Here is a 20,814-nt window from a genome sequence, read left to right on the forward strand (position 1 = left end):
TCATCTTATTCAAGGAGGTTTTAACGCCATGACATATAACCACTCGTATTCGATCTGGCAAAACGTCTGGTACTGCGCAAGGCGCGTCATTCATCAGACCGGCTGCCGCTATTATCTGCCTGCCGTTTTGGTCATGCTGGCCACCGCGCTGCTCCCCTTTGCCGCCGCGTTCTTTCCGAGTACATTGATTCGCATTTTAACACAGGGCGCCAGCGCCCAAACCGCTTTTGTCACCATTCTTGGGTTTGTGCTGCTGCTCGGCTCTCTTACGCTGATCGCCTCACTCGCCCGGACGTACCGCGACCGCGCTATTTTAAGCTTTCGCCTTCATGATACCGCTCTGTATGAAAAGCTGATGAGCTTTTCCTATTCGTACCTGGAAACCAAACAAGCGAATCAGGATAAGGTTGCCGCCGGTAGGGCGCACTATTCCGGCAGTCAGCAAGGCATTGAAAAAACAGTGCAATGTCCTGTTGATATTGCAGGCGCGCTGCTGAGCATCATTCTGTACGCTTTAGTGACCGCTTCCCTGCATCCGCTGCTTGTTATTGTGCTGCTTGCCTGCTCCTGCATTCAGGCGGTCTTCATTTCTAAAAACGTGCCCTTTCAGCGCCGCATCATCGAAGAAAGCAATGATACCGAGCAGCAGTATACGCTTACGGCAAGCCAATGCATTCAGGCGAAGACGGCGAAAGATATCCGCCTGTATCATACCGACGCCTGGTTCCGTGACAAATTATACAGCTATACTAAGACACTGTCCTCTCTGCGGAGCCGTGCTCATCTGCGGCATTTCGGTATTCAGTCTATCGGCCGTCTGGCTGTGCTGCTGCGCGATTTAACCTGCTATGGGTATTTGATTTATCAGGTGACGCAGGGGCTGGATTTGGCTGCCTTTACACTGTATCTTTCTATTTTCGCCGGATTCACCGGTTATTTTGAGACCATCGTACAAAGGTATTGGGACCTCTCAGACACTAATGAATTTATTACCTCCTTCCGCAATTATTTGGAGGAGCCCAGCCATGCCGTGCTGACAGGGAGCCGCTCTGTACCGGTCGGTTCGCACAGCTTCACCTTCGAGGATGTGAGCTTCTGCTATGCAGAAAGCGATACGCCTACGCTTGAGCATTTTAATCTGACAATCCGGCAGGGTGAGAATCTGGCGCTCGTAGGCCTTAACGGCGCGGGCAAAACCACGCTGATCAAGCTGCTCTGCGGCCTTTATAAGCCAACCTCCGGCCGCATTTTGATGGATGGCATTGATATTCAGGAGTTCGAGGCTGATGCCTATTACCGCGCTATGGGGGTCGTTTTTCAGGATGATTTTTCCGCCGCTTTTCCGCTTAGCGAGAATGTGACCGGCCTGCCTGACGGCGAGGAGGATGAGGAAAGGCTGTGGGAGGCGCTTAGCTCTGCCGGCCTTGCCGATAAAATCAAATCGTATCCAAATCATATCCACACGCGTTTGTATCAGGATATTGATCCTAACGGTATTTTGCTTTCCGGCGGAGAAATGCAGCGGCTGATGCTGGCGCGGGCGCTCTATAAGGCTGCGGACACACTGATATTGGATGAGCCTACTGCGGCGCTGGATCCGCTGGCAGAGGCGGATATGTATGCCAAATATCATCAGATGACGCAGGGCAAAACGACTCTCTTTATTTCGCACCGGCTGAGCTCTACTCAGTTTTGTGACCGTATCATTTTCTTGGAAAACGGACGCATTGCCGAAGAAGGATCGCACGAGCAGCTGCTGCGTGCAGGCGGCTTATATGCCGATCTGTTCCGCACGCAGGCCAGCTATTATCAGGAGGAGGTGCCTGCCTTATGAAACGACTAAAGCAAATTTTTTCTATCATTCACCGTCATGACCCTTCTATTCTGCCGGTTTGCCTGCTGGCAGCGCTGCTGCAGGGCCTTATGCCGTTTGTTTCGCTGCTGTTTTCTGCACGGATTCTCGATGAGCTGCTGCTGCAAAATTTTATGCCGGCTGTTTATCTGACGGCTGCCATGCTGCTGCTTTTATTTTTCGGCGGGCTTTTGCAGGATTTTCTGCAGATGAAGGTTTCGTGCTATATAAATGAATTCTATTATCTATCGGATCTTTGGATGCATGAGCATGCGCTCACGCTGGATTATGCTTCCATCTCTACCTATAAAACGCTGGAATCTCTGCGGATGGCGCAGGAGGCTCTGCGGCAGCGCGGCGGACTGGGGAATGTGCTGGACATGCTGACTAGACTGATCTCCCATCTGTTTACCATTGTGACTTCTTTTGGACTGGTGCTGTACTTGTGCCTGCAGCCGCCGGCGCACGGCCCGTTTGCGATCCTCTCCTCCGGGCCGGTTTCCTTGCTGCTTGCTTTAACGGTCCTGACGGGACTAATCCTCTCTAATTTCTATTTTCGTAAAAAAGATCAGCAGATTCGTACTCAGCATCTGGAAGCCTCCTTCCGCTCCGATATTATTTTTCATTATTTGAACCGGGCGGTGGTGGCCAATCCGCAGGCTTTTAAAACCATTGAGCTGGGGCGTATGGCGCCGATGCTGTATCAGCGCTTCTGTCAGGATCAGACCGAGGCCTGCGAGACCTTCCTGCTTACCTTTCCGCAGGATAAAAAGATGAACCGTTTGGACAGCCTGTTTTCTGCCCTGGTAATGCTTTTGGCCTATGGCCTGACAGTCCTGAAAATCCTTTCTGGCGCGATTTCTGTCGGCGGTCTGCTTCAATATACCGGCGCAGTCTCCCAGTTCAGCACCGGCTTTCTGCAGCTGACCGCTACCTATCAGGATCTGATGATTTACCTTTCCAGCATCAGCTATGTGCTTGATTTCTATGAGCTGGAAAATCAGTTTGAAACCGGTCATATTCCTGTTGAGAAGCGTACCGATCATGTATATGAGCTGGAATTTCATGATGTATCCTTTGCCTATCCCGGTACGGAAAAGCAGATTTTAAAGCATGTCAGCTGCAAGCTGAATTTAAAACAGAAGATGGCTGTGGTAGGGCCTAATGGCGCGGGCAAAACTACTTTTATCAAGCTCCTGTGCCGACTGTATGAGCCCACCTCGGGCTGTATTACGCTCAATGGGATCGATATCCGCAAGTATGATTACCGCCAGTATCTGGATCTGTTTGGCATTGTATTTCAGGATTTTGCTCTTTTTCCTTATTCAATCGCCGAGAACATCGCCTCCAGCCAGACGCCGGATGAAGCGCGCATCTGGCAGGCGCTGCGCCTGGTGGAAATGGAGGACCGCGTGCGCCGCCTACCGCAGGGGCTGGATACGCCCTTATTTTCACACAGCAGCAAGGAGGGCGTTAATTTCAGCGGCGGCGAGCTGCAAAAGCTTGCCATTGCGCGCGCACTTTACAAGGATGCGCCTTTGGTAATTCTGGATGAGCCCACAGCGGCGCTGGACCCGATCAGTGAATATGAGATCTATTCTCACTTTGATACGCTCGTGCAGGATAAAACCAGCATCTTTATTTCACATCGCATGAGCAGCTGCCGCTTCTGTGAGGACATTCTGGTCTTTGAAGATGGCCGGCTGGCTGAAAGAGGCAGCCACAGCGCTCTGCTGGCGCAGGATGGCAGCCTGTATGCCAGCATGTGGAACGCGCAGGCACAGTATTATGAATTAAATAGCGAGGAATGAAAATGAGGCAGCTCAAGGGGACTTGGGCTGCCTCTGCTTTGTTACTTTAGCTGGATGCGGATGGGTCTTGCTGCAGGTGAAGTGGTATACAAACCAGCTTCCTCATAAGCATGACAACATACCTAGCTTTCTCACAGCAGAGCATCCCCTAGACGTATTACAGATTATCAATAGCAGCATATAAAAGAATCCGATATTATAAATAAGTTAAATTATAAAATTTTCTATTATAAATATATTGAAATTTTAACAATTATATGATAAGATTTAAATAAATGCTTTTTGAAAGGAGACTATATTATGAAAAAGAGATTACTACCTTTAATCCTTTTATGTTTATTTTGTTTTTATTCCTATTCTGTTTCTGCTTCAAATGAAGAAACGACTGAAACAGATGAATGCAGTTATGTATATACAGATGAGGAATTACAAAAGCTTTTAGAAAATGCACTTCCTATTTCTGCACCAGAAAAGACAGATTTATCTGTACAGTCCAATTTTAATCATAATGGTTGTTATGTATATGATGTCGAAACAGGTGAAGAAAGTTTCGAAAATTTCGAAATAGAAAAATCCATTGAAAATGCAAATGAAATCTCCGCCTACGAATGCCATCCTTCTTCTACTGTTGAAAAAATTTCTTTTTCAATCAATGATTATACAATGGGAGATCGTGTTGCAATAACAGATACACTTGTTCCAAGGTACAGTAGTACCGTAAAACTCCTTATCGTCGGAAATAAAAGTGAACAAGTCTATGTAGGTACTGGTTTTATGATTGGGCCAAATAGTATAGCCATCTCTGGACACTGTATTTATAATGATGATTTAGGCGGTTGGGCACATATAGTAACAGCAATTCCTGCAATGAACGGTAAAACACTTCAACCATTTGGATCTGATAATTCATATCAGCTAGTATGTGGCGGAGAATGGAAAGAATCCTATAATAATCAGGATGACTGGGGAATTATCAGAGTTAGAAGTAATTTTGGTAACAAAACTGGCTGGTTAGGGCTACGCTGGCAAACTGATTCGTATAACGGAGAAACTGCTACTTCTGTTGGCTACCCCGCCAACGGTAGCGATAGAATGTTTTATAGTATCGGTATTATTAGCGAGTCATTGCCACGCACTTTAGTTGGAAACTGGGCTTCTTCTGGCGGCGTAAGTGGCGGTCCTTTACAAAAATATTATTCTGACACAGGGTATACAGTTATTGGTATTAACAGGGGTAAAGGAGTTGATTACGCTGATTGTATACGAATTGATGAATGGTTATATAATAAATTCATGTCTTATAGAACACTGTCTTTTGGACAATAATCTATTATTCTGTTAAGAATTATAAAGAAATTTTCTATCTAGGATGATTCTTGCCAGATAAAGGATAACCGGATAAGATGCTGACTGAAATGTCTGCCTCTTATCCGGTTTTTAATGGTAGTAAATCCACTGGCTCTGCCAGTGGATAAAAAGCTTTAGCTATGGGCAGAATAAAAACTCCTTGATATATTGAAGTTGAGGTTCGCCAACCCAACAAAATATATCAAGGAGGTCCTAACCATGAAAGAGAAGGACATAAATAGTTTAGAACATACTAAGTGGAGATGTCAATACCATATTGTATTTGCCCCCAAATATCGTAGACAAGCAATATACAAAGAGATATAAACAGACATAGGAAAAATCTTGAGGAAATTATGTGAGCAAAAAGATGTAAATATAATAGAAGCAGAAGCGTGTCCCGATCATATACATATGCTCATAGAAATACCACCTAAATATAGTGTAGCACAAATAATGGGATTTCTAAAAGGTAAGAGTAGTCTTATGATTTTCGACAGACACGCAAATTTGAAATATAAATATGGAAATCGCCATTTTGGGGCAAGAGGACACTATGTGGACACTGTAGGACGCAATAAAAAACAAATAGCGGAATACATAAGAAACCAATTGCAAGAAGATCAAATGGCAGATCAGATGAGTATACAAGAATATATAGACCCGTTTACAGGTAGCAAGACAAAGTAGGCTAAATAAAACACCCCTTTAGAGGTGTGGCCTGTAAGATGCCCTTCTAGGGCTTACTCAAGCCTCCGGCTTAGCCGGAGGTTATGACTTTTCAAGCAGAAGGCTGGATCATATCGAAAACTCAAAACTTTACCCATGGCAAGATCTTTCCCCTCTGCTCCAATTCTCTCTGCCCATTTTAGTTGCTCTGCTGCAAAACATGTATGACGCTGTCAATATGCTGGTGGTAGGACGCTATGTTACCGCGTCCGACGTAGCGACTGTCTCTACAGATACAGCTTGTCATCTGTTTTGTAATGAGCACTACTATCCTACTGGGCAGGAAACTTGACGAGGCTCATCCTCAGAAGGCCGGCACAATTATGAGCGCAAATATTATCCTGTTTTTAATCATAACTGTGCTTTTGACGGCTCTGATGAAGACCGCTGCTCGCATCGCATGAGCAGTTGCCGCTTCTGCGAGGATATTCTGGTCTTTGAAAAGGGCCAACTGGCTGAAAGAGGCAGCCACAGCGCCCTGCTGGCGCAGGATGGCAGCCTGTATGCCAGCATGTGGAACGCGCAGGCACAGTATTATGAACTAAATAGTGAGGGATGAAAATGAGGCAGCTCAAGGGGACTTGGGCTGCCTCTGCTTTGTTGCTTTGGCTGGATGCGGATGGGTCTTGGGCTGGTCGCGGCCATAACAACAGCACGACCGACATGCAAACATGCAAATCCTCTATCATCCGCCTATCAAAAAGCTTGAACAGCCGCCTTTTTTATATTAGAATATACATATGACTACCATATATAACAAGGAGAAAAGTAATGATCTATAAAGCCGTTATCTTCGACTTATTTGAAACCTTGATTACCGAGTGGGGCCACAAAAAATACACTAAAAGCGAAATGAGCTCCGATCTGGGCATTGAATCGGACAAGTTCAACAGGTACTGGGATGAAAAGGAAGAGGACCGCTATTTAGGAGCCATAAGCTTTACTGATTCGCTCCGATTTGTATGCGAAAAATGCGAAAAACCAATTGAAGACTCCCTCCTCGCTGCCATGACCGAAAAAAGAGTAGTAACCAAATCGGCATGCTTTGATTATGTTCATCCAGCCGTCTATCAGCTCTTAGAGCATCTAAAGGCCGCCAGGCTTCCCTTAGCGATTGTCAGCAACTGCTCTGCCGAGGAAGTAAACAGGATTCGACAAAGCAGGCTTGCTCCCTATTTTGATCCGATACTTCTCTCCTGTGAAATCAAAATGCAAAAGCCGGATATCCACATCTATATGGAAGCGGCCAAACTGCTCAAAGTCTCTACTAATGAATGCCTATTTGTAGGAGACGGAGGCAGCCACGAGCTGCAGGGCGCTAAAGCCGCCGGAATGACCGCACTGCAGGCGAAATGGTACACAAACCAGCTTCCTCACAAGCGTGACAGCATACCGGGCTTCCTCACAGCAGAGCATCCCCTGGATGTATTAGCAAAGCTATGATAGGCCTATACAAAATTCAAGAAAGAGAATTTACGATTTATGTTTATACAAACAGATAGATTGATCATCAGAGATATAGAAATAACAGATGCAGCTCCCTTTTCTAACATGGCGTCAGATGGCAGCCTCCACGAAGATATTGGCTTTGATGCAGAATGCGGCAGCTGGATAAACGAATGGATTATCGAAGCGCGGCATCTTGCAGACGATAACAATCCAACTGCCGATTATCTAGCCTATGCCATAGAGCTCAAAGAAACTCATGAGGTAATCGGTTCCGTTGGATGCTCCTATTATAAAGATCTTGAAAAAGTTGGCATTACGTATTTTATCGGAGCACAATACAGAAATCACGGCTATGCCGCGGAAGCAATCCAAGCATATGCACAGAATTTTCTAACGCAATATGCGCAGGATGAATTGATTGCCACCATTAGAGAAGACAATACCCCTTCATGGAAAGCTATAGAAAAAGCAGGATTCTTACTAACAGCGCAGCGATTATATCAGGATATAAATGACGAAGCAGCGCTACTGTACCGATTTTATAGCTATCAAAAAGATATATAATAAATCTATCAAAGGAGTTATCCCCATGATTCACAAAAAAGTTCCATTATCGGCTCCCGGCTCTGCCGACTATGCCGCTTTTTATACTTATTTTATCGACCAGTCGCCGGAGCTCCCCTCAGCTGGTCGTCCCGTCGTCATCATCTGTCCCGGCGGCGGCTATCAGATGACCAGCGACCGCGAGGCCGAGCCCATTGCCCTGCAGTTTAACGCTGCCGGCATCAACGCCATCATCGTGCGCTATTCCGTCGCCCCGGCACGTTTTCCCACCGCTTTGCTGGAGGTTGCCGCTGCCGTCCGTTACGTACGGGAAACCGCTGCCGAGCACGGCTGTGATCCTAACAAAATCCTCGTGGCAGGCTTTTCCGCCGGCGGGCATCTGGCAGCCAGCTACGGCAACTTCTGGCATCGTGCGCTAATCAGCGAGGCGCTAGGCTGTAAGCGCGACATTCTAAAACCAAACGGTCAAATACTTTGCTATCCCGTTATCACCTCCGGCCCGTATGCGCATCAGGGATCCATGCAAAATCTACTCGGCGAGCGCTACGAAGCGGAAAAGGATTCGCAGTCGCTCGAAAATTTCGTCACCGAAAACACGCCGCCCACCTTCATCTGGCACACACAGGCCGATCCCGTAGTGCCCGTCGAAAATGCACTGCTCTTTCTAAGCGCGCTGCAAAAAGCCGGCATTCGCACCGAATTTCACCTATTCCCCGACGGCGAGCACGGCCTTGCGCTCTGCAGTGCCTTCACCGCCGCCCATAACCGTCAGATCCAGCCCCACGCTGCCAAGTGGATGGAGCTGGCCATCGAATTTATTCATGCACTTTAAGGAGATAAGCCCATGCAAAACATTCTCATCGTAGTCGACATGCAAAATGATTTTATCCAGGGTGCCCTAGGCACAAAAGAGGCCATGGCCATTCTCCCGGCCGCAGCGTCCAAAATTCGTTCCTTCTCCGGCAGGGTCTTCTTCACAAGAGATACGCACCACGCGGACTATCTTACTACCCAGGAAGGAAAGAAGCTGCCGGTTCCGCACTGTCTGGAAGGCACCGCCGGCTGGCAGCTTCATCCGGCGCTCAGCGCCCTGTGTACAGAAGAGCCTATTAACAAAATCACCTTCGGCTCCTCTGAGCTGGCACTTCGCCTACAGGCACTAAACGAAACAGAGACCATTCAAAGCATTACTTTGATTGGCCTCTGCACAGATATCTGTGTAATTTCCAATGCTCTGCTCCTCAAGGCTTTTCTGCCGGAAGCAGAGATCATCGTAGATGCCGCCTGCTGCGCCGGCGTTACGCCGCAAAGCCATCAGACGGCTCTGCAAGCTATGAAGGCCTGTCAGATCCAGATCGAAAATGAAGAACCTTTGCACTAATCTTCATACATGTCTTTGATCTCATCCCATGTGCGGCTAAGATTGCTTTTAGCCTTTTTCTCATAGGCTTCGCTGAACTCCTCCGGCGTAATGCCAAAGCAGTCCATCATATCGATCCAGTACATCATGACGTCACTGCATTCTTCCACAAAATGGGCGCGCACATGCGCATTTTCCATGATATCCTTTTCGCCCTTTTTCTTAATGATGGCGATCACCTCGCCAATCTCATCCACCGTCCACAAAAGACTGCTTCTGCCATGCTCCGGCGTGTGCGCGCTCCACTCTGGATGCTTTTCCAAAAGCGCCCGTTGATAGTTTAGCATATCGGATATTTTTAAATCGCTCATGCCTTCTCCTTATCCTATGTAATTATCGTAGTTGGTTCTTTTATTTTATATAGCTCCCTTTCATTTTTCAAGGAGAATTTTTATGAATTCCCTGCAAAAGCTTTGCTTAAACACGAAATCTGTCGTCATCTTTGATATGGATGGCACCTTGATCGATTCGATCGGCATCTGGAATCATACCGATGAGCAGCTTCTGCGTCATTTTGGCGCCTGCGCGCCTTCGCTTATGCAGATTCAGCAAGAGCGTGATGCGTTTTTGGCTCATCATGCAGATACCGATATTTATCTGGCTTACTGTGCCTATCTAAAGGAAAAGTATGCGCTGGCCGCAGACCCGGCGGATATGCTGGCGCGGCGCTGGGAGATTTCCGGGCAGTATCTGCGCACGCAAGTGGATTATAAGCCGCAGGCGGAGCTTGTGCTGCAGGCGCTGAAGAAGGCCGGCAAGCGACTGGCGCTTGCTACTGTGACTACGCGCGTGCAATTGCAGATTTATGAGCAGGAGAATGTCAATCTGCGCCGCAAGGCAAGGCTCGGCGAGATGTTTGATCTGATCATTTCTAAAGAGGATATTGTGCATAAAAAGCCGCATCCGGAAATCTATCAGAAGGTGATGGCGCATTTTGACGCCGCGCCGCAGGAGTGTCTGGTTTTTGAGGATTCCTATCTGGGCGTGCTGGCGGCCAAAAATGCGGGCATCGAGGTTGTGAACGTGTACGACGCATACGCCAAGCCCGATCAAGCTAAAATTGATTCCTTGGCCGACTATCAAATCGAGACGTATCAAGAGTTTCTGGATACGCTATGCCCAAGCAGCTCATCTTGCTTTTTCAAGGAAAATTCAGTATAATAAGCGCAGCTAGATATATTTCGGCTATTCAAATACTTATGCTTCGCTACAAGTTCGGCTCCAGCCGAACTTATGAATAAAGGAGGAATGCACATGATGGCAGACAAGGCTCAGGTGAGCCGGCTTCTCAAAACGGCCCGCGGCCAGATCGACGGCATCCTGAAGATGATCGAGGAGGATCGCTACTGCATGGATATCTCCCATCAGGTCATGGCGACCGAGGCAATCCTGAGAAGAGCCAACAAAGAAATTATCCGCGCCCACATGAAGGGCTGCATCGCCGATGCGCTCGCCAGCGAAAACGGCGATGAAAAAATTGACGAGCTCATGGACATTCTTGATAAATTCAGTCACTGACCGATCAATAAAAGAAAGGAAGCATCTTATGAATTTTAATGAAATTTGCGGGCAGCGCCAGCTGACCTTCATGCAGCAGTTCGACTACATCCGCGAAGCAGGCACGCCGGCTGAGCTGCAGGCCGCACAGACCATCCAGCAGGAGCTGGCCGGCTTTGGCGTAGACAGCCATACCGAGGAATTTGAAATCGATACCTACCAGATTCTGGAGGCTGCCTTCACTGTAACCGAGCCCTATGAAAAGACTTATACCATTGCAGGCTACGGCCGCTGCGGCGATACGCCGGACGGCGGCATCGAGGCGCCTTTCCTCTATGCAGAAAACGGCGACGACATCAGCCTTTCCTATGCCCGCGGCAAGATCGTAATGGTCAACAATCCCATGCGCCCGGACATGTATCAAAAGCTTGTCAAAGCCGGCGCAGTCGCCTTCCTTACCGTAACCGGCGATCCGATCGATGAGGGTGTCGACCGCGTTCCGACTGCCAGAGCGCTCCCGCCCATGGCGGAAACACCGATTCAGGGTGCTGCTCTTCACCATATTGACGCCGCCAAAATCGTGACCCGCGGAGCCTCTAAGGCCCGCCTGACGCTGAAACAGCAGAGCGGCAAGGCGACCTCCCGCAATGTAATTGCCCGTATTCCCGGCACAGATCTTGCCGATGAAATCCTGACGCTCACGGCTCATTATGATTCCGTGCCCGCCGGCAAGGGCGCTTATGACAATATGGCCGGCTGCGCTATCATCATGGAGCTCTGCCGCTACTTCAAAGCGCATCAGCCGCGCCGCACGCTGGAATTCGTCTGGTTTGGCGCCGAAGAGAAGGGACTTGTCGGCAGCCGCAATTATGTAATCACTCATGAAAACGAGCTTACCCACCATATGTTTAACATGAATGTAGATCTGGCCGGTCAGCTGATCGGCGGTACCGTTGTCGGCGTAACTGGCGATGCTGCCATCTGCCACATGATCGAATATATGGCGCATGAGATTGGCATGGGCATGAGCACCAAAAACCAGATCTGGGGTAGCGACTCCAATTCCTTCGCCTGGAAGGGCGTGCCCGCCATGACCTTAAACCGCGACGGCTACGGTATGCATACCCGTCATGATACCATTGATCTGATCTCTCCTTGGTCGCTGCAGAGAAGCGCTCAGCTGCTGGGCTACATTGCAGACCGCTTGGCACAGATCCCTGTAATGCCGTTCCCGCGCCAGATTCCTGAGGAATTTGCTAACCAACTGAACCGCTTTTTAAATCGGTAATATTCAAACATAGTAAGAGTGCGTCACCTACAGTTTGGGTAACGCACTCTTTTTCTATATATAAATTTACAAAATCTATTGGATGGATGAATCGCTTCCCTTTTTTGCCGCTGTGCGGCGGGTATCCCCTTACTTCGTCAGTGTTTCTTCCTGAAGCCTGTCAAATTCTGCCATGCACTCATCCACTGTAGCGCCGCCTAGCAGCTCCCGTACGATGAGGCAGGTATTGCCCCACTGCTCCAGCTGCATATTAGCATTCGCTCCAAGAACATAGACGTTCTCGTCTATCCTGTCGTTCAATGGCTTTAATGCAGGAATACATTCCACTTCTACATTTTTAGACGGTGAGATGACTTTATTTGTCTCCGCATAGACCTGCAGGGCCTCGTCTGAAAGAATCACATCCATAACCTGCATGGCGTCCTCGGCATGCTCTGCATTCGCACCAACGCCAAAGCCCGTCATTGGCATTACGGGCATCTGCCCCCTGCTGCTTGGAAAACCGATAACGAGCATGTGAAAATCTGGATCTCCATATGCGGTATTCGTATTGGCAGCGCCCCAGTATGCCATGACAATAGGGGTTTTTCCTGCAAGGAAATCCGCTCCTTCCCCTTCGATGGCTTCGCTGACTAGAGCCTTTTCTGCATCGATATAGCCGCAGTCGATCATCTTCTGAAGAAATTCAAATCCGGGGCGCATATAGTCGCTGTATTTGCTCGTTCCATTATTGAGCGCTGCAATCTCCGCTTCCGTGTTGCCCCCATTATACAAATCGGCATAGGCCTGCGCTAAAACAAAGGTCTCCAGCCACCAGCGGTTTGCCCCCACCGGTGTTTCGATTCCATTCTTTTTGAATACTCGGCAGCATTCCAAAAACTCCTCCGGGGTTTCCGGGAGCTCCAGATGATACTGATCAAACATGTCTTTGTTGATAAACAGACCGTAGGCCACCACCTCCTGCGGAATGGCCACCAGCTTTCCGTTGATTGTATTGGCCGTTTTTACAACATCGCGCAGATTCTCTGCACATGCAAGACCTGATAGATCCATCAGTCTTCCTTCGTCTCCCAGAATCTTAATTACATCCGGATTCAGCAGATAGAGATCATCCATATTATTGCGGGCCCGATCCAGTGCTACATCATCGTAGGTTTTATCCTGGTAATTTTCTGCCGTATATGTGATATAGTCAACGGATACGCCAAGCCGTTCCTCTGCCATGACGATTGTTTTATCTGAAGCGCTTCTCGCCACATTTTCCGTACCCGGATTTGTTTTTTCCATAGGACTGTACAGAGTTACGACCCGCTTTTCAGTCTCCTTCGATGTCGCTTGATTGAACCCTTCCTGATTTCCACAGGCTGTTACTATCAAAAGCATCGCTGCTAAAAATATCGTTGCTGCTTTTCTAAAATCATTCCTTCTCTCTTTTTTTATTATCACTTTTCGATGGCTCCTTATTGAATCTCTTGATTTGCTTTTCCATGTATACATCTTTTAATTACTTGCTTTAGCAGGGTTATATCGATTGGCTTTGCAAGATGGGCATTCATTCCGGCATTCAGGGCTTCTCTCTCATCTTCCGCAAAAGCGTTTGCCGTCATAGCGATAATCGGTATTGCCCCTGCATCCTTCCGCGTCATCGCTCTGATTGTCCTCGTTGCGTCATGCCCATTCATCACTGGCATTTGAACATCCATAAGAATGGCATCGAACTCTCCCTCTTCACTGCTTGCAAAGCGTTCCGCCGCCAATCTGCCGTTTTCGACAATTTCGCAGCTTGCACCTTCTATTTCCAGAATCTCCAGCAATATCTCCGCATTGATTTCATTATCTTCCGCCGCTAGAAAATGCAGTCCTTTCAGGCTCGCTTCTTCTGCTTCCGGCGTTCTGTTTTCCCCTGATTCTTTTGCCTGCATTTTTACCACCTTTTCCTTTAAGGCAGATATGAAAAATGGTTTTGCAAGAACCCCTGCATGCCTGAACAAAAGCGCTTCTTCTATATGGTTCATCTTTTCTGCCTCATGCTCCGCCATAAAAAGAACGGGCACATGGGAAGGCAAAAAATTTCTCATTTGCTCTATTGTCTGAACCTCATTCATAGCAGGCACGTTTGCATCCACCAGCACCAGCTGATACATTTTTGATGCATTCTGAGATTCCTGCAACAGACATAGGGCATTCTTCTCGTCCGGCGCGATATCCACCTCAATGCCCATATCCGCCATAAGCATGCGAACATTTTTACCTTCCTGCCAATCATCGCCCACAAAAAGAATCCGCGATATCCCGCTACTCTTCCAAAATAGCTTATCTGCCTGCTCTTCCGGTATACGAAATTCCAGCTCTACCCTAAACAGACTTCCCTTATTAACTTCGCTGAAAACATCAATGGTGCCTCCCATAAGCTCAACGATATTTTTAGTGATCGCCATACCGAGGCCTGTTCCCTGAACCTTATTAGTTGTACTGTTCTCTGCTCTTGTGAACGCATCAAAAATTGTTTTCAGATATTCCTCTGTCATCCCATATCCGTCATCCTCCACCTCAATCCGGATATGTTCAAACTGACTGGAGCGCTGCTTCAGGCCGATGATCCTAAACCAGATATGTCCTCCCTCCGGCGTATATTTAACAGCATTAGAAAGAAGGTTGATCAAAATTTGATTGATTCTTGTTTCATCCCCTAACAAACACTCATGCTTAATATCCTTCACTTCCACATGAAATTCCTGCGCTTTCGCGCTCGCCATCGGACGAATGATTGCATCGACAGAGGATACCAAGTCATTGAGCGTAAATTCCTCTACTGTGAGAACCACTTTTCCGCTCTCAATCTTGGAAACATCCAAAATATCGTTAATCAAGTTGAGCAGATGCTGTCCCGATGCCATAATTTTTTTCGTATACTCGCGCACCTTATCTGGATTTTCAGCATCCTTTGCAAGTAAAGTGGTAAAACCGAGAACTGCGTTCATCGGCGTGCGGATATCATGCGACATATTAGAAAGAAACATAGTTTTAGAGTTACTCGCCAGCTGCGCCGCATGCAGCGCCTCTGCCAGCTGTTTGTTATGTAGTTCCCGTTCTGCCTCTCGCTCCTGCCCAATTTTTCTTTGCTGCCTCTGATTAAAATAATACAGAGCGCAGCAAAGGAAAAATGCAGTCAGCATGACAACTACGACAATTAGAATATTTTGATTTACGCTCTTGCCTTCCCGCTGAATGGCTTCAATCGGTACATACCCAACTAAATAAATCGTACCGCCATTGACGCTCCACATGTAACTCAGTGCATTTTTTCCTTGTATATCATGATAGAACATAATGTTTTCTTTATTTCGCAAGCATTCCTCTACTTTCACAAGAAGCGCCTCATCCTGAATGCCATTTGCCCTGTAAAAATCTTCCAGATTCAGATGACCTGCATTGCGCTCTCCCATTCCTTTTGGCTTTAGTACAAATCTTTCTGTCGTCGAATCCATAACATAAAGCATAGCCTGCTTGCCGTAGAATCCCTGAGGAAGCAATTTATCGAGAGTATCATACGTATACTCTACATACAGCATTCCGATTTCCTGTTCATTCTTCACCACAGGACATTTGAGAGTATAGGCCCATGTTCCCATATAATTGATATAAGAATGAGAGACTGCCAGCCCTTCTATCATGCCTCCTGAAAAATCCAGCCCCTCTTCAAAAAAAGCTTCGCCTGTACTGGAAATTCCTTCTGTTTTGCCTTTTTTGATGTATGAAATTTTTACCATCGTTTGATTTTTCTGATAAGAAGCGATATATGCCTCCGGCTCTTCCTGCAGGGCGATCTCCTGCGCCATCAGCCTCTGAAACTCTGCCTCCTGCTTCAAAACTGACTCTATGGTACACTGAATTAGGTCCAGACTCTCATTCAGATTCTGGACTGCTGATTCAGACATCTCTTTTGATATTTTTTGCGAAACAGAAAATACGGAAACTCCAAGAATACAAAAAATAAACAACGTCGAAAAAAGCAACGAAACCCCTTTGTTCGCACCGCTTTTATGATTTTTTCTTTTCATACACATTCACCAAAGTTTTTATCGCTTGCACGGCAGCCGGCCTTACCTAAAATTTTGTTTAATTATATAACAAACAGAACTACATAGCAATTTATTTTTGAGTCTTTGTATTCAACTCGTATTTTTAGATTGCTTACAAAGGGACTGTAAAAAAGGCCCGTCATACAAAGAAAAACCGCTTAGACCATGAGGTTTAAGCGATTTTTCCACTCATTATCAGGAACCTTTTTACGTCCACCATTTTTATGCTTATTGCTTGTGCCGCTTTTTCCAACAAATAAGAAGTATGCATAGGAGGATAATGGCGGCGCTCAGGATGCCAACATATAAAGTAATCTGCGCATCATCCCCTGTTGGAGCTGCACTGCCCTTATGAATCGTTTCTCCTCTTCCGCCTCCCGGAGGATATACCGGATCGGGAGTCTCTACCCTTTCTTTCCCGCCATGCGGGTTAGCTCCTTCTGCTGATGCCACGTTTCCAATTCCCGGATTTTGCTGTGGTGAAAGAGCTGCCATCTCTTCTTTAACTTGCGCTCTAAATATAAGCGTATACGTTTCTTTTCCGTATATATTGCCTATCGGATATACAATCGCGTGATTTTGAGCGTCATAAGCCTCGGTATCTAACAGAGATATTTCTTCTCCGTTGGGCGTTTTCAGGAAAATGCTTCCCGGAACTAATTCAATGCCCTGCGGCAGTTCATCCTTGACTACTACACTCATCCACGCTGAATTATCTCTTTGGTTTTCTACGATGATGGTATACACTAGCGTATCCTTTGTCCACAAAGGTCCGTCCGGATGCGTCTCGTTGGCTACGCGTTTTTCAATCACCGGCTGCGGATCATAAGGCGTTACCTGCCCCGGCAGCTGATTTTCTTCATCTGGGTTGGGCGTAACGGGCTCCGTCTCCATATCCGGGAGCTCTTTGCCGTCTGAGTTTTTACTGATGACCTGCACGCGGTTGCTAATGTCTCGATTGGCTCCTCCTTCTTCTGTTTGAGCTGGATCAATGGCTTTTTCATTGATAGCAGCCTCAAAAGCTAATATATAGGTCTCTTCTCCATAAACGGCTGCCAGCTTATATTCAATTTTATGTTCCTCTGCATCGTATACTGTCTCGTCGCTCAATGGCATACGGCTGCCATCGGGTCTGATAAGCTGAGCTGATCCCTTAATGAACGTCAAGCCCTGCGGCAGTCTGTCACATAGGATGACCTCACGCCATGCAGAATCCTTTGCCTGATTGCTTGCTTCTATCGTATAAAATAACACATCTCCCACATTATTTTCTCCGGATGCATGCGTCTCGTTCTGCACGGTTTTCTTAACGGCCGGCGAAGCGCTCCATACCGGATATACGCTCAGATCGTGATCTGGCAGCGTTGTCGTTTGGTCTATATCAGGAATCCAGCTATCCGGATCGGTTGTCCAGCCGATCGGTCCATCCTCTCCCTCATGTCCGTCCGAATTGATGGGCAGCTTTTTAAGCTCATCCAATAAGGGAGTTCCATATGCTATATCTGTCTCTCCCAATGGCGGCTGATCCGGATCCTGCGGATCTCTGTCTTTGACTGTCACAGTATGCTGATGCGCTGTCCACATAGCATATGCATGGTTTTTTCCAGATTGTAAGGGAGTATCTTTCGTAAAGGAGGTCTGTCCTCTTTGCATTTCTTCCGGACTTTTCAGCACCCATCCTGAGAAGTCATAGCCCGTGCGAGAAGGATCTTCCGGCATATTATCCTGTACGGATTCACCCACGCGATAGGCGCCAGGATCCGTATGATAAAGATTCTCCGTTCCGTCATTCCAGTGATAGATAACAGAAGCCGGCTCTAAAACAGAAAGCAGCTTGCTTCCCTGTGCTTTTATAGTTTTAGCAGCGCCGTCTATCCATTCATAGGTTAACCTGTATACTCCCAGATCCTCCGAACCTGGCACAGCTGTTCTCTGCTTAAGCACAAGCTTTACCAGTGAAGGCGTCCATAAGGCCGAGGTGTAGCTTCCATCCTCTTTCTGACGCTCCAGCCTGATATCAATCACATCGTCACTATATGCGCTTCCCAGTTCATACTGGAGTACCACGCCGTCTTCTACGATTTCTTCCGTAGCATTCTCTGGGAAGGGCTGTGCCTTGATCTGATATTTTTCCAGCTTTTCCTCCAAGGAGATACCGGAATTATCCATAATAAATCCATTTAGCTTAAATGCATCGGTGGTAACAAAGCTAATGCCTTCCCGATGATCATACTGTGTGTCGGCATCCGGCAGGGGCCGGTATCCATTTTCCGGATTTTGGGGCACGGTATAGATGACAGCATCTGCTCCTACAACAGCATTTCCTGACGATGACATAGCAATCGCGGTTGTCGGCACAAGGCGCAGGCGCCGCGTACCGGTGGCATCCCCCGTTGCTGCGTTAATCTGCAGCCAGCCTACTCCCGGCGCTACTGCTGAAACATTATCAGCACTGCCCTGGTCGGCCAGCTGAATAATGGGGACGTCTCCCTCTAAAAGGGGACTTTTATTGGGGTATCTGCCGCCACCCTCATAATTCTCCCAGTCAATATAAAAATCCGCTTTTCCGCTATTGGCGTTACTAGTTAAAGGAAATACATAGCGAATCCGTCTTACCGTATCATATTCGCTCCCATCTTCACTGACATATAAATGTACCGTTCCTACAGAGGCCTCTGAACAGGCCCGATCCACCATATTCCCTGACTCTGCAAATACGATCAGCTCTGGGTAGCCGCCAGAGGACATAGTCCACTGGTCACCTAGGTTCTGGGCGATCAGCTCCTTGGTAAGCAATCCCTTTACACCCTCTCGCTCTCCCCAATCACACATAGCTGTAGTCTGCTTATCATAATAACAATTGTGATAGGAGCCAGCATTGTTGCCGCAAAAACCGCTCACCTGATTGGCTGTCAACCGATTGCCTGCATCATCCAGCGGTGTACCATCTGCAGCTGACTTCAAGGTTCCGACCTCACCGGCCGCATAGCAATTGGTAAAAGTTATGTTGTTTCCAAGCCCGGCAAAGCCGCCCATATTGCTGCCGCCGCTCATCATTCCTACCATGGAAGTAGAATAGCAGTTTTCAATTATAACAGCTCCTGTATCGGTTGCCGCGATAAATCCGCCGATTGTGTTGGTGCCTTCTATTTTACCGGCCGCATAACAATTCTTAAAGGTATGCGTTCCCTGATGGGCAATACCGCAAAAAACACCGGTTTGTGTGTTTCCATATACCTCTATATTGGTATAGCAATTCTCGTAATAACAGTTGCGGGAGCATGAGGTAAAGCCGCCGGAATGTCCTCCGCTCACAATGATACTGCCGTCAACCGCATAGCAATTCGTAATATCTCCGTTCCAGAAGCATTCAGCAAACATGCTGGAGCAAGCAGCGCTTGTCATATTTACATTTCTGGTAAAGCAGTGATCTACAAATTTATTATGAGCCAGCACCCCTTCACTGTCGCGTCCGCATGCAAACCCGCCTATAACACTGCCGGCAGCGGATATGATAGAGTCCTCTACAGAGCATCTCTCAATCCGGCCGGTTGCAAACTGTCCGATCATAATGCCGGCATAGGCGGCAGCATTATCTACCCGGGCGTTTTTAAGACTCAAATTTTCTACTCGAATATCAGTTCCTGATTGTAAAAATCCATAGCCGCCCACATTATGCATATTATAAACAGTATGACCATTACCATCAATGACCACGCCTGCCGCGCCAATGACTTTGGTTGCCCAGTTTTGGGCCTGTCCATTTAGATCAATGTCCTGCTGCAGCTGCACGTTCCACTGCTGTGCCAAAGCATAATCAAGCTGCTTTGCATTATATATCTTATATGCTGTTACGTCCTGTCCTGCATTATTTTGCAGCGTTACCGTCTCTGTCGGCGCTTCTCTGGTTCCATCCCACGGAATAACTACCGACGCATCCAGATCCGTTTTCCATTTGAATGCATCCACATGCGTTTGCCACACGCTTGGATCAGCCGAGGCTGCCGCTGCCGAGGCATCCTGCACTTTAAAGGATGTTAGACCGCTCCATATGGCGCTCATCACTAGCAGCAAGGCCATAAACAGTACGGAGATCTGCTTTTTCTTTGTCCTCATAGATTGCTCTTCCTCCGAGTTTAAATTGTCAGATACTATCTATATTTACCAACGATATTATACTTCAATATACTACTATGCCTTCCTTATTGTCAATAAAAATTAGCGTTCTGATTTTAGCAATGCATAGTAGCAAGCATCACAGATTCCTTGATTATTCCAATCAGAACTACGTAATGTTCCTTCATATTTCATTCCGCATTTTTTCATTACCTTCCCGGAGTTGGGATTTCTTGGATCATGTCTTGATTCAATTCGATTTACCTTGACTACATCAAACAAAAAGTCCATAACCGCCTGGAGGGCTTCTGATGTAATTCCTTTATGCCACCATGCTCTTCCAAGACAATAACCGATATGCACCATTGAAATTTTCTCGTTCATATCTACCACAGCAATATCGCCAATCGGTTCATCCCCATTGTCTTTCAAAACAATAGCCCAATGATAATAACTTTCATTAGAATACTGTTTGACCCAATCTTCCGTTACACTTTGACTCACCTTTTGACTTAAATGCGTTGGCCACATTAGAAATTTAGTGACTTCCCCGTCCGATGCCCAATTTTTATACATTGCCAGAGCATCTTTAGCTACATATCTTCTTAATATTAATCTATCCGTTTCTAATGGTTTTGTTCCGCAGTGTTTCATGATCT

Annotated in this window: 16 protein-coding genes and 1 pseudogene; 12 read left to right on the plus strand and 5 right to left on the minus strand. The window is 47.1% G+C overall.

Annotated features, from left to right (window positions below):
• The first annotated feature begins 28 nt into the window (after window positions 1-28).
• The 9 genes and pseudogenes from HFE64_10235 to HFE64_10275 all read left to right on the plus strand — a co-directional run bounded on the left by HFE64_10235 (window position 29) and on the right by HFE64_10275 (window position 9,133).
• Window positions 29-1,834: an ABC transporter ATP-binding protein gene (locus tag HFE64_10235; GenBank protein MCI8633841.1), complete on the plus strand. Its 1,806-nt coding sequence runs from the start codon at window positions 29-31 to the stop codon at window positions 1,832-1,834.
• The gene (locus HFE64_10240; protein ID MCI8633842.1) at window positions 1,831-3,663 is read left to right on the plus strand and encodes an ABC transporter ATP-binding protein; all 1,833 of its coding nucleotides are present in this window, start codon (window positions 1,831-1,833) and stop codon (window positions 3,661-3,663) included. Before HFE64_10235 ends, HFE64_10240 begins: the two co-directional genes overlap by 4 nt.
• Before the next feature lie 300 nt (window positions 3,664-3,963).
• Window positions 3,964-4,989, plus strand: coding sequence for a hypothetical protein (locus tag HFE64_10245; GenBank protein ID MCI8633843.1), 1,026 nt, complete (start codon window positions 3,964-3,966; stop codon window positions 4,987-4,989).
• Between the two features lie 240 nt (window positions 4,990-5,229).
• Window positions 5,230-5,700: pseudogene (tnpA, locus tag HFE64_10250) on the plus strand (IS200/IS605 family transposase).
• A 439-nt stretch (window positions 5,701-6,139) separates the two neighbouring features.
• Window positions 6,140-6,298: a hypothetical protein gene (locus HFE64_10255; GenBank protein MCI8633844.1), complete on the plus strand. Its 159-nt coding sequence runs from the start codon at window positions 6,140-6,142 to the stop codon at window positions 6,296-6,298.
• A 212-nt stretch (window positions 6,299-6,510) separates the two neighbouring features.
• A complete protein-coding gene (locus tag HFE64_10260; protein ID MCI8633845.1) occupies window positions 6,511-7,182 on the plus strand; it encodes an HAD family hydrolase in 672 nt (223 codons plus the stop codon).
• Window positions 7,183-7,221: 39 nt separating this feature from the next.
• Window positions 7,222-7,752 carry a GNAT family N-acetyltransferase gene (locus HFE64_10265; protein MCI8633846.1) on the plus strand — a complete coding sequence of 177 codons (531 nt, stop codon included), beginning with the start codon at window positions 7,222-7,224 and terminating at the stop codon, window positions 7,750-7,752.
• A gap of 25 nt (window positions 7,753-7,777) precedes the next feature.
• Window positions 7,778-8,584 (plus strand): alpha/beta hydrolase, encoded by an 807-nt coding sequence (locus HFE64_10270; protein MCI8633847.1) that lies wholly within the window; start codon window positions 7,778-7,780, stop codon window positions 8,582-8,584.
• A 12-nt stretch (window positions 8,585-8,596) separates the two neighbouring features.
• Entirely contained in the window at window positions 8,597-9,133 is a 537-nt protein-coding gene (locus HFE64_10275) for a cysteine hydrolase (protein ID MCI8633848.1), read from the plus strand.
• Here the strand turns inward: HFE64_10275 and HFE64_10280 are convergent.
• Window positions 9,130-9,483 (minus strand): DUF550 domain-containing protein, encoded by a 354-nt coding sequence (locus HFE64_10280; GenBank protein ID MCI8633849.1) that lies wholly within the window; start codon window positions 9,481-9,483, stop codon window positions 9,130-9,132. The two genes, HFE64_10275 and HFE64_10280, sit on opposite strands and share 4 nt — an antisense overlap.
• Window positions 9,484-9,565: 82 nt before the next feature.
• Here HFE64_10280 and HFE64_10285 point away from each other — a divergent pair, with 82 nt between their 5' ends.
• From HFE64_10285 to HFE64_10295, 3 genes are all read left to right on the plus strand, one after another.
• Window positions 9,566-10,333: an HAD family phosphatase gene (locus HFE64_10285; protein MCI8633850.1), complete on the plus strand. Its 768-nt coding sequence runs from the start codon at window positions 9,566-9,568 to the stop codon at window positions 10,331-10,333.
• 93 nt (window positions 10,334-10,426) lie between these two features.
• Window positions 10,427-10,690: a metal-sensing transcriptional repressor gene (locus HFE64_10290; GenBank protein ID MCI8633851.1), complete on the plus strand. Its 264-nt coding sequence runs from the start codon at window positions 10,427-10,429 to the stop codon at window positions 10,688-10,690.
• 28 nt (window positions 10,691-10,718) lie between these two features.
• The gene (locus HFE64_10295; GenBank protein MCI8633852.1) at window positions 10,719-11,957 is read left to right on the plus strand and encodes a M20/M25/M40 family metallo-hydrolase; all 1,239 of its coding nucleotides are present in this window, start codon (window positions 10,719-10,721) and stop codon (window positions 11,955-11,957) included.
• A 129-nt stretch (window positions 11,958-12,086) separates the two neighbouring features.
• Here the strand turns inward: HFE64_10295 and HFE64_10300 are convergent, their stop codons facing one another.
• The 4 genes from HFE64_10300 to HFE64_10315 form a co-directional block, all read right to left on the minus strand.
• Window positions 12,087-13,340 (minus strand): extracellular solute-binding protein, encoded by a 1,254-nt coding sequence (locus HFE64_10300; protein ID MCI8633853.1) that lies wholly within the window; start codon window positions 13,338-13,340, stop codon window positions 12,087-12,089.
• Window positions 13,341-13,417: 77 nt separating this feature from the next.
• Window positions 13,418-16,018: a response regulator gene (locus tag HFE64_10305; protein ID MCI8633854.1), complete on the minus strand. Its 2,601-nt coding sequence runs from the start codon at window positions 16,016-16,018 to the stop codon at window positions 13,418-13,420.
• A 249-nt stretch (window positions 16,019-16,267) separates the two neighbouring features.
• Window positions 16,268-20,155, minus strand: a complete 3,888-nt coding sequence (locus HFE64_10310) for an isopeptide-forming domain-containing fimbrial protein (GenBank protein MCI8633855.1) — start codon at window positions 20,153-20,155, stop codon at window positions 16,268-16,270.
• A gap of 102 nt (window positions 20,156-20,257) precedes the next feature.
• Entirely contained in the window at window positions 20,258-20,809 is a 552-nt protein-coding gene (locus HFE64_10315; protein ID MCI8633856.1) for a GNAT family N-acetyltransferase, read from the minus strand.
• Between the last annotated feature and the right edge of the window lie 5 nt (window positions 20,810-20,814).

It is taken from the genome of Lachnospiraceae bacterium (assembly GCA_022794035.1).
Lineage (GTDB): Bacteria > Bacillota > Clostridia > Lachnospirales > Bianqueaceae > CALWPV01.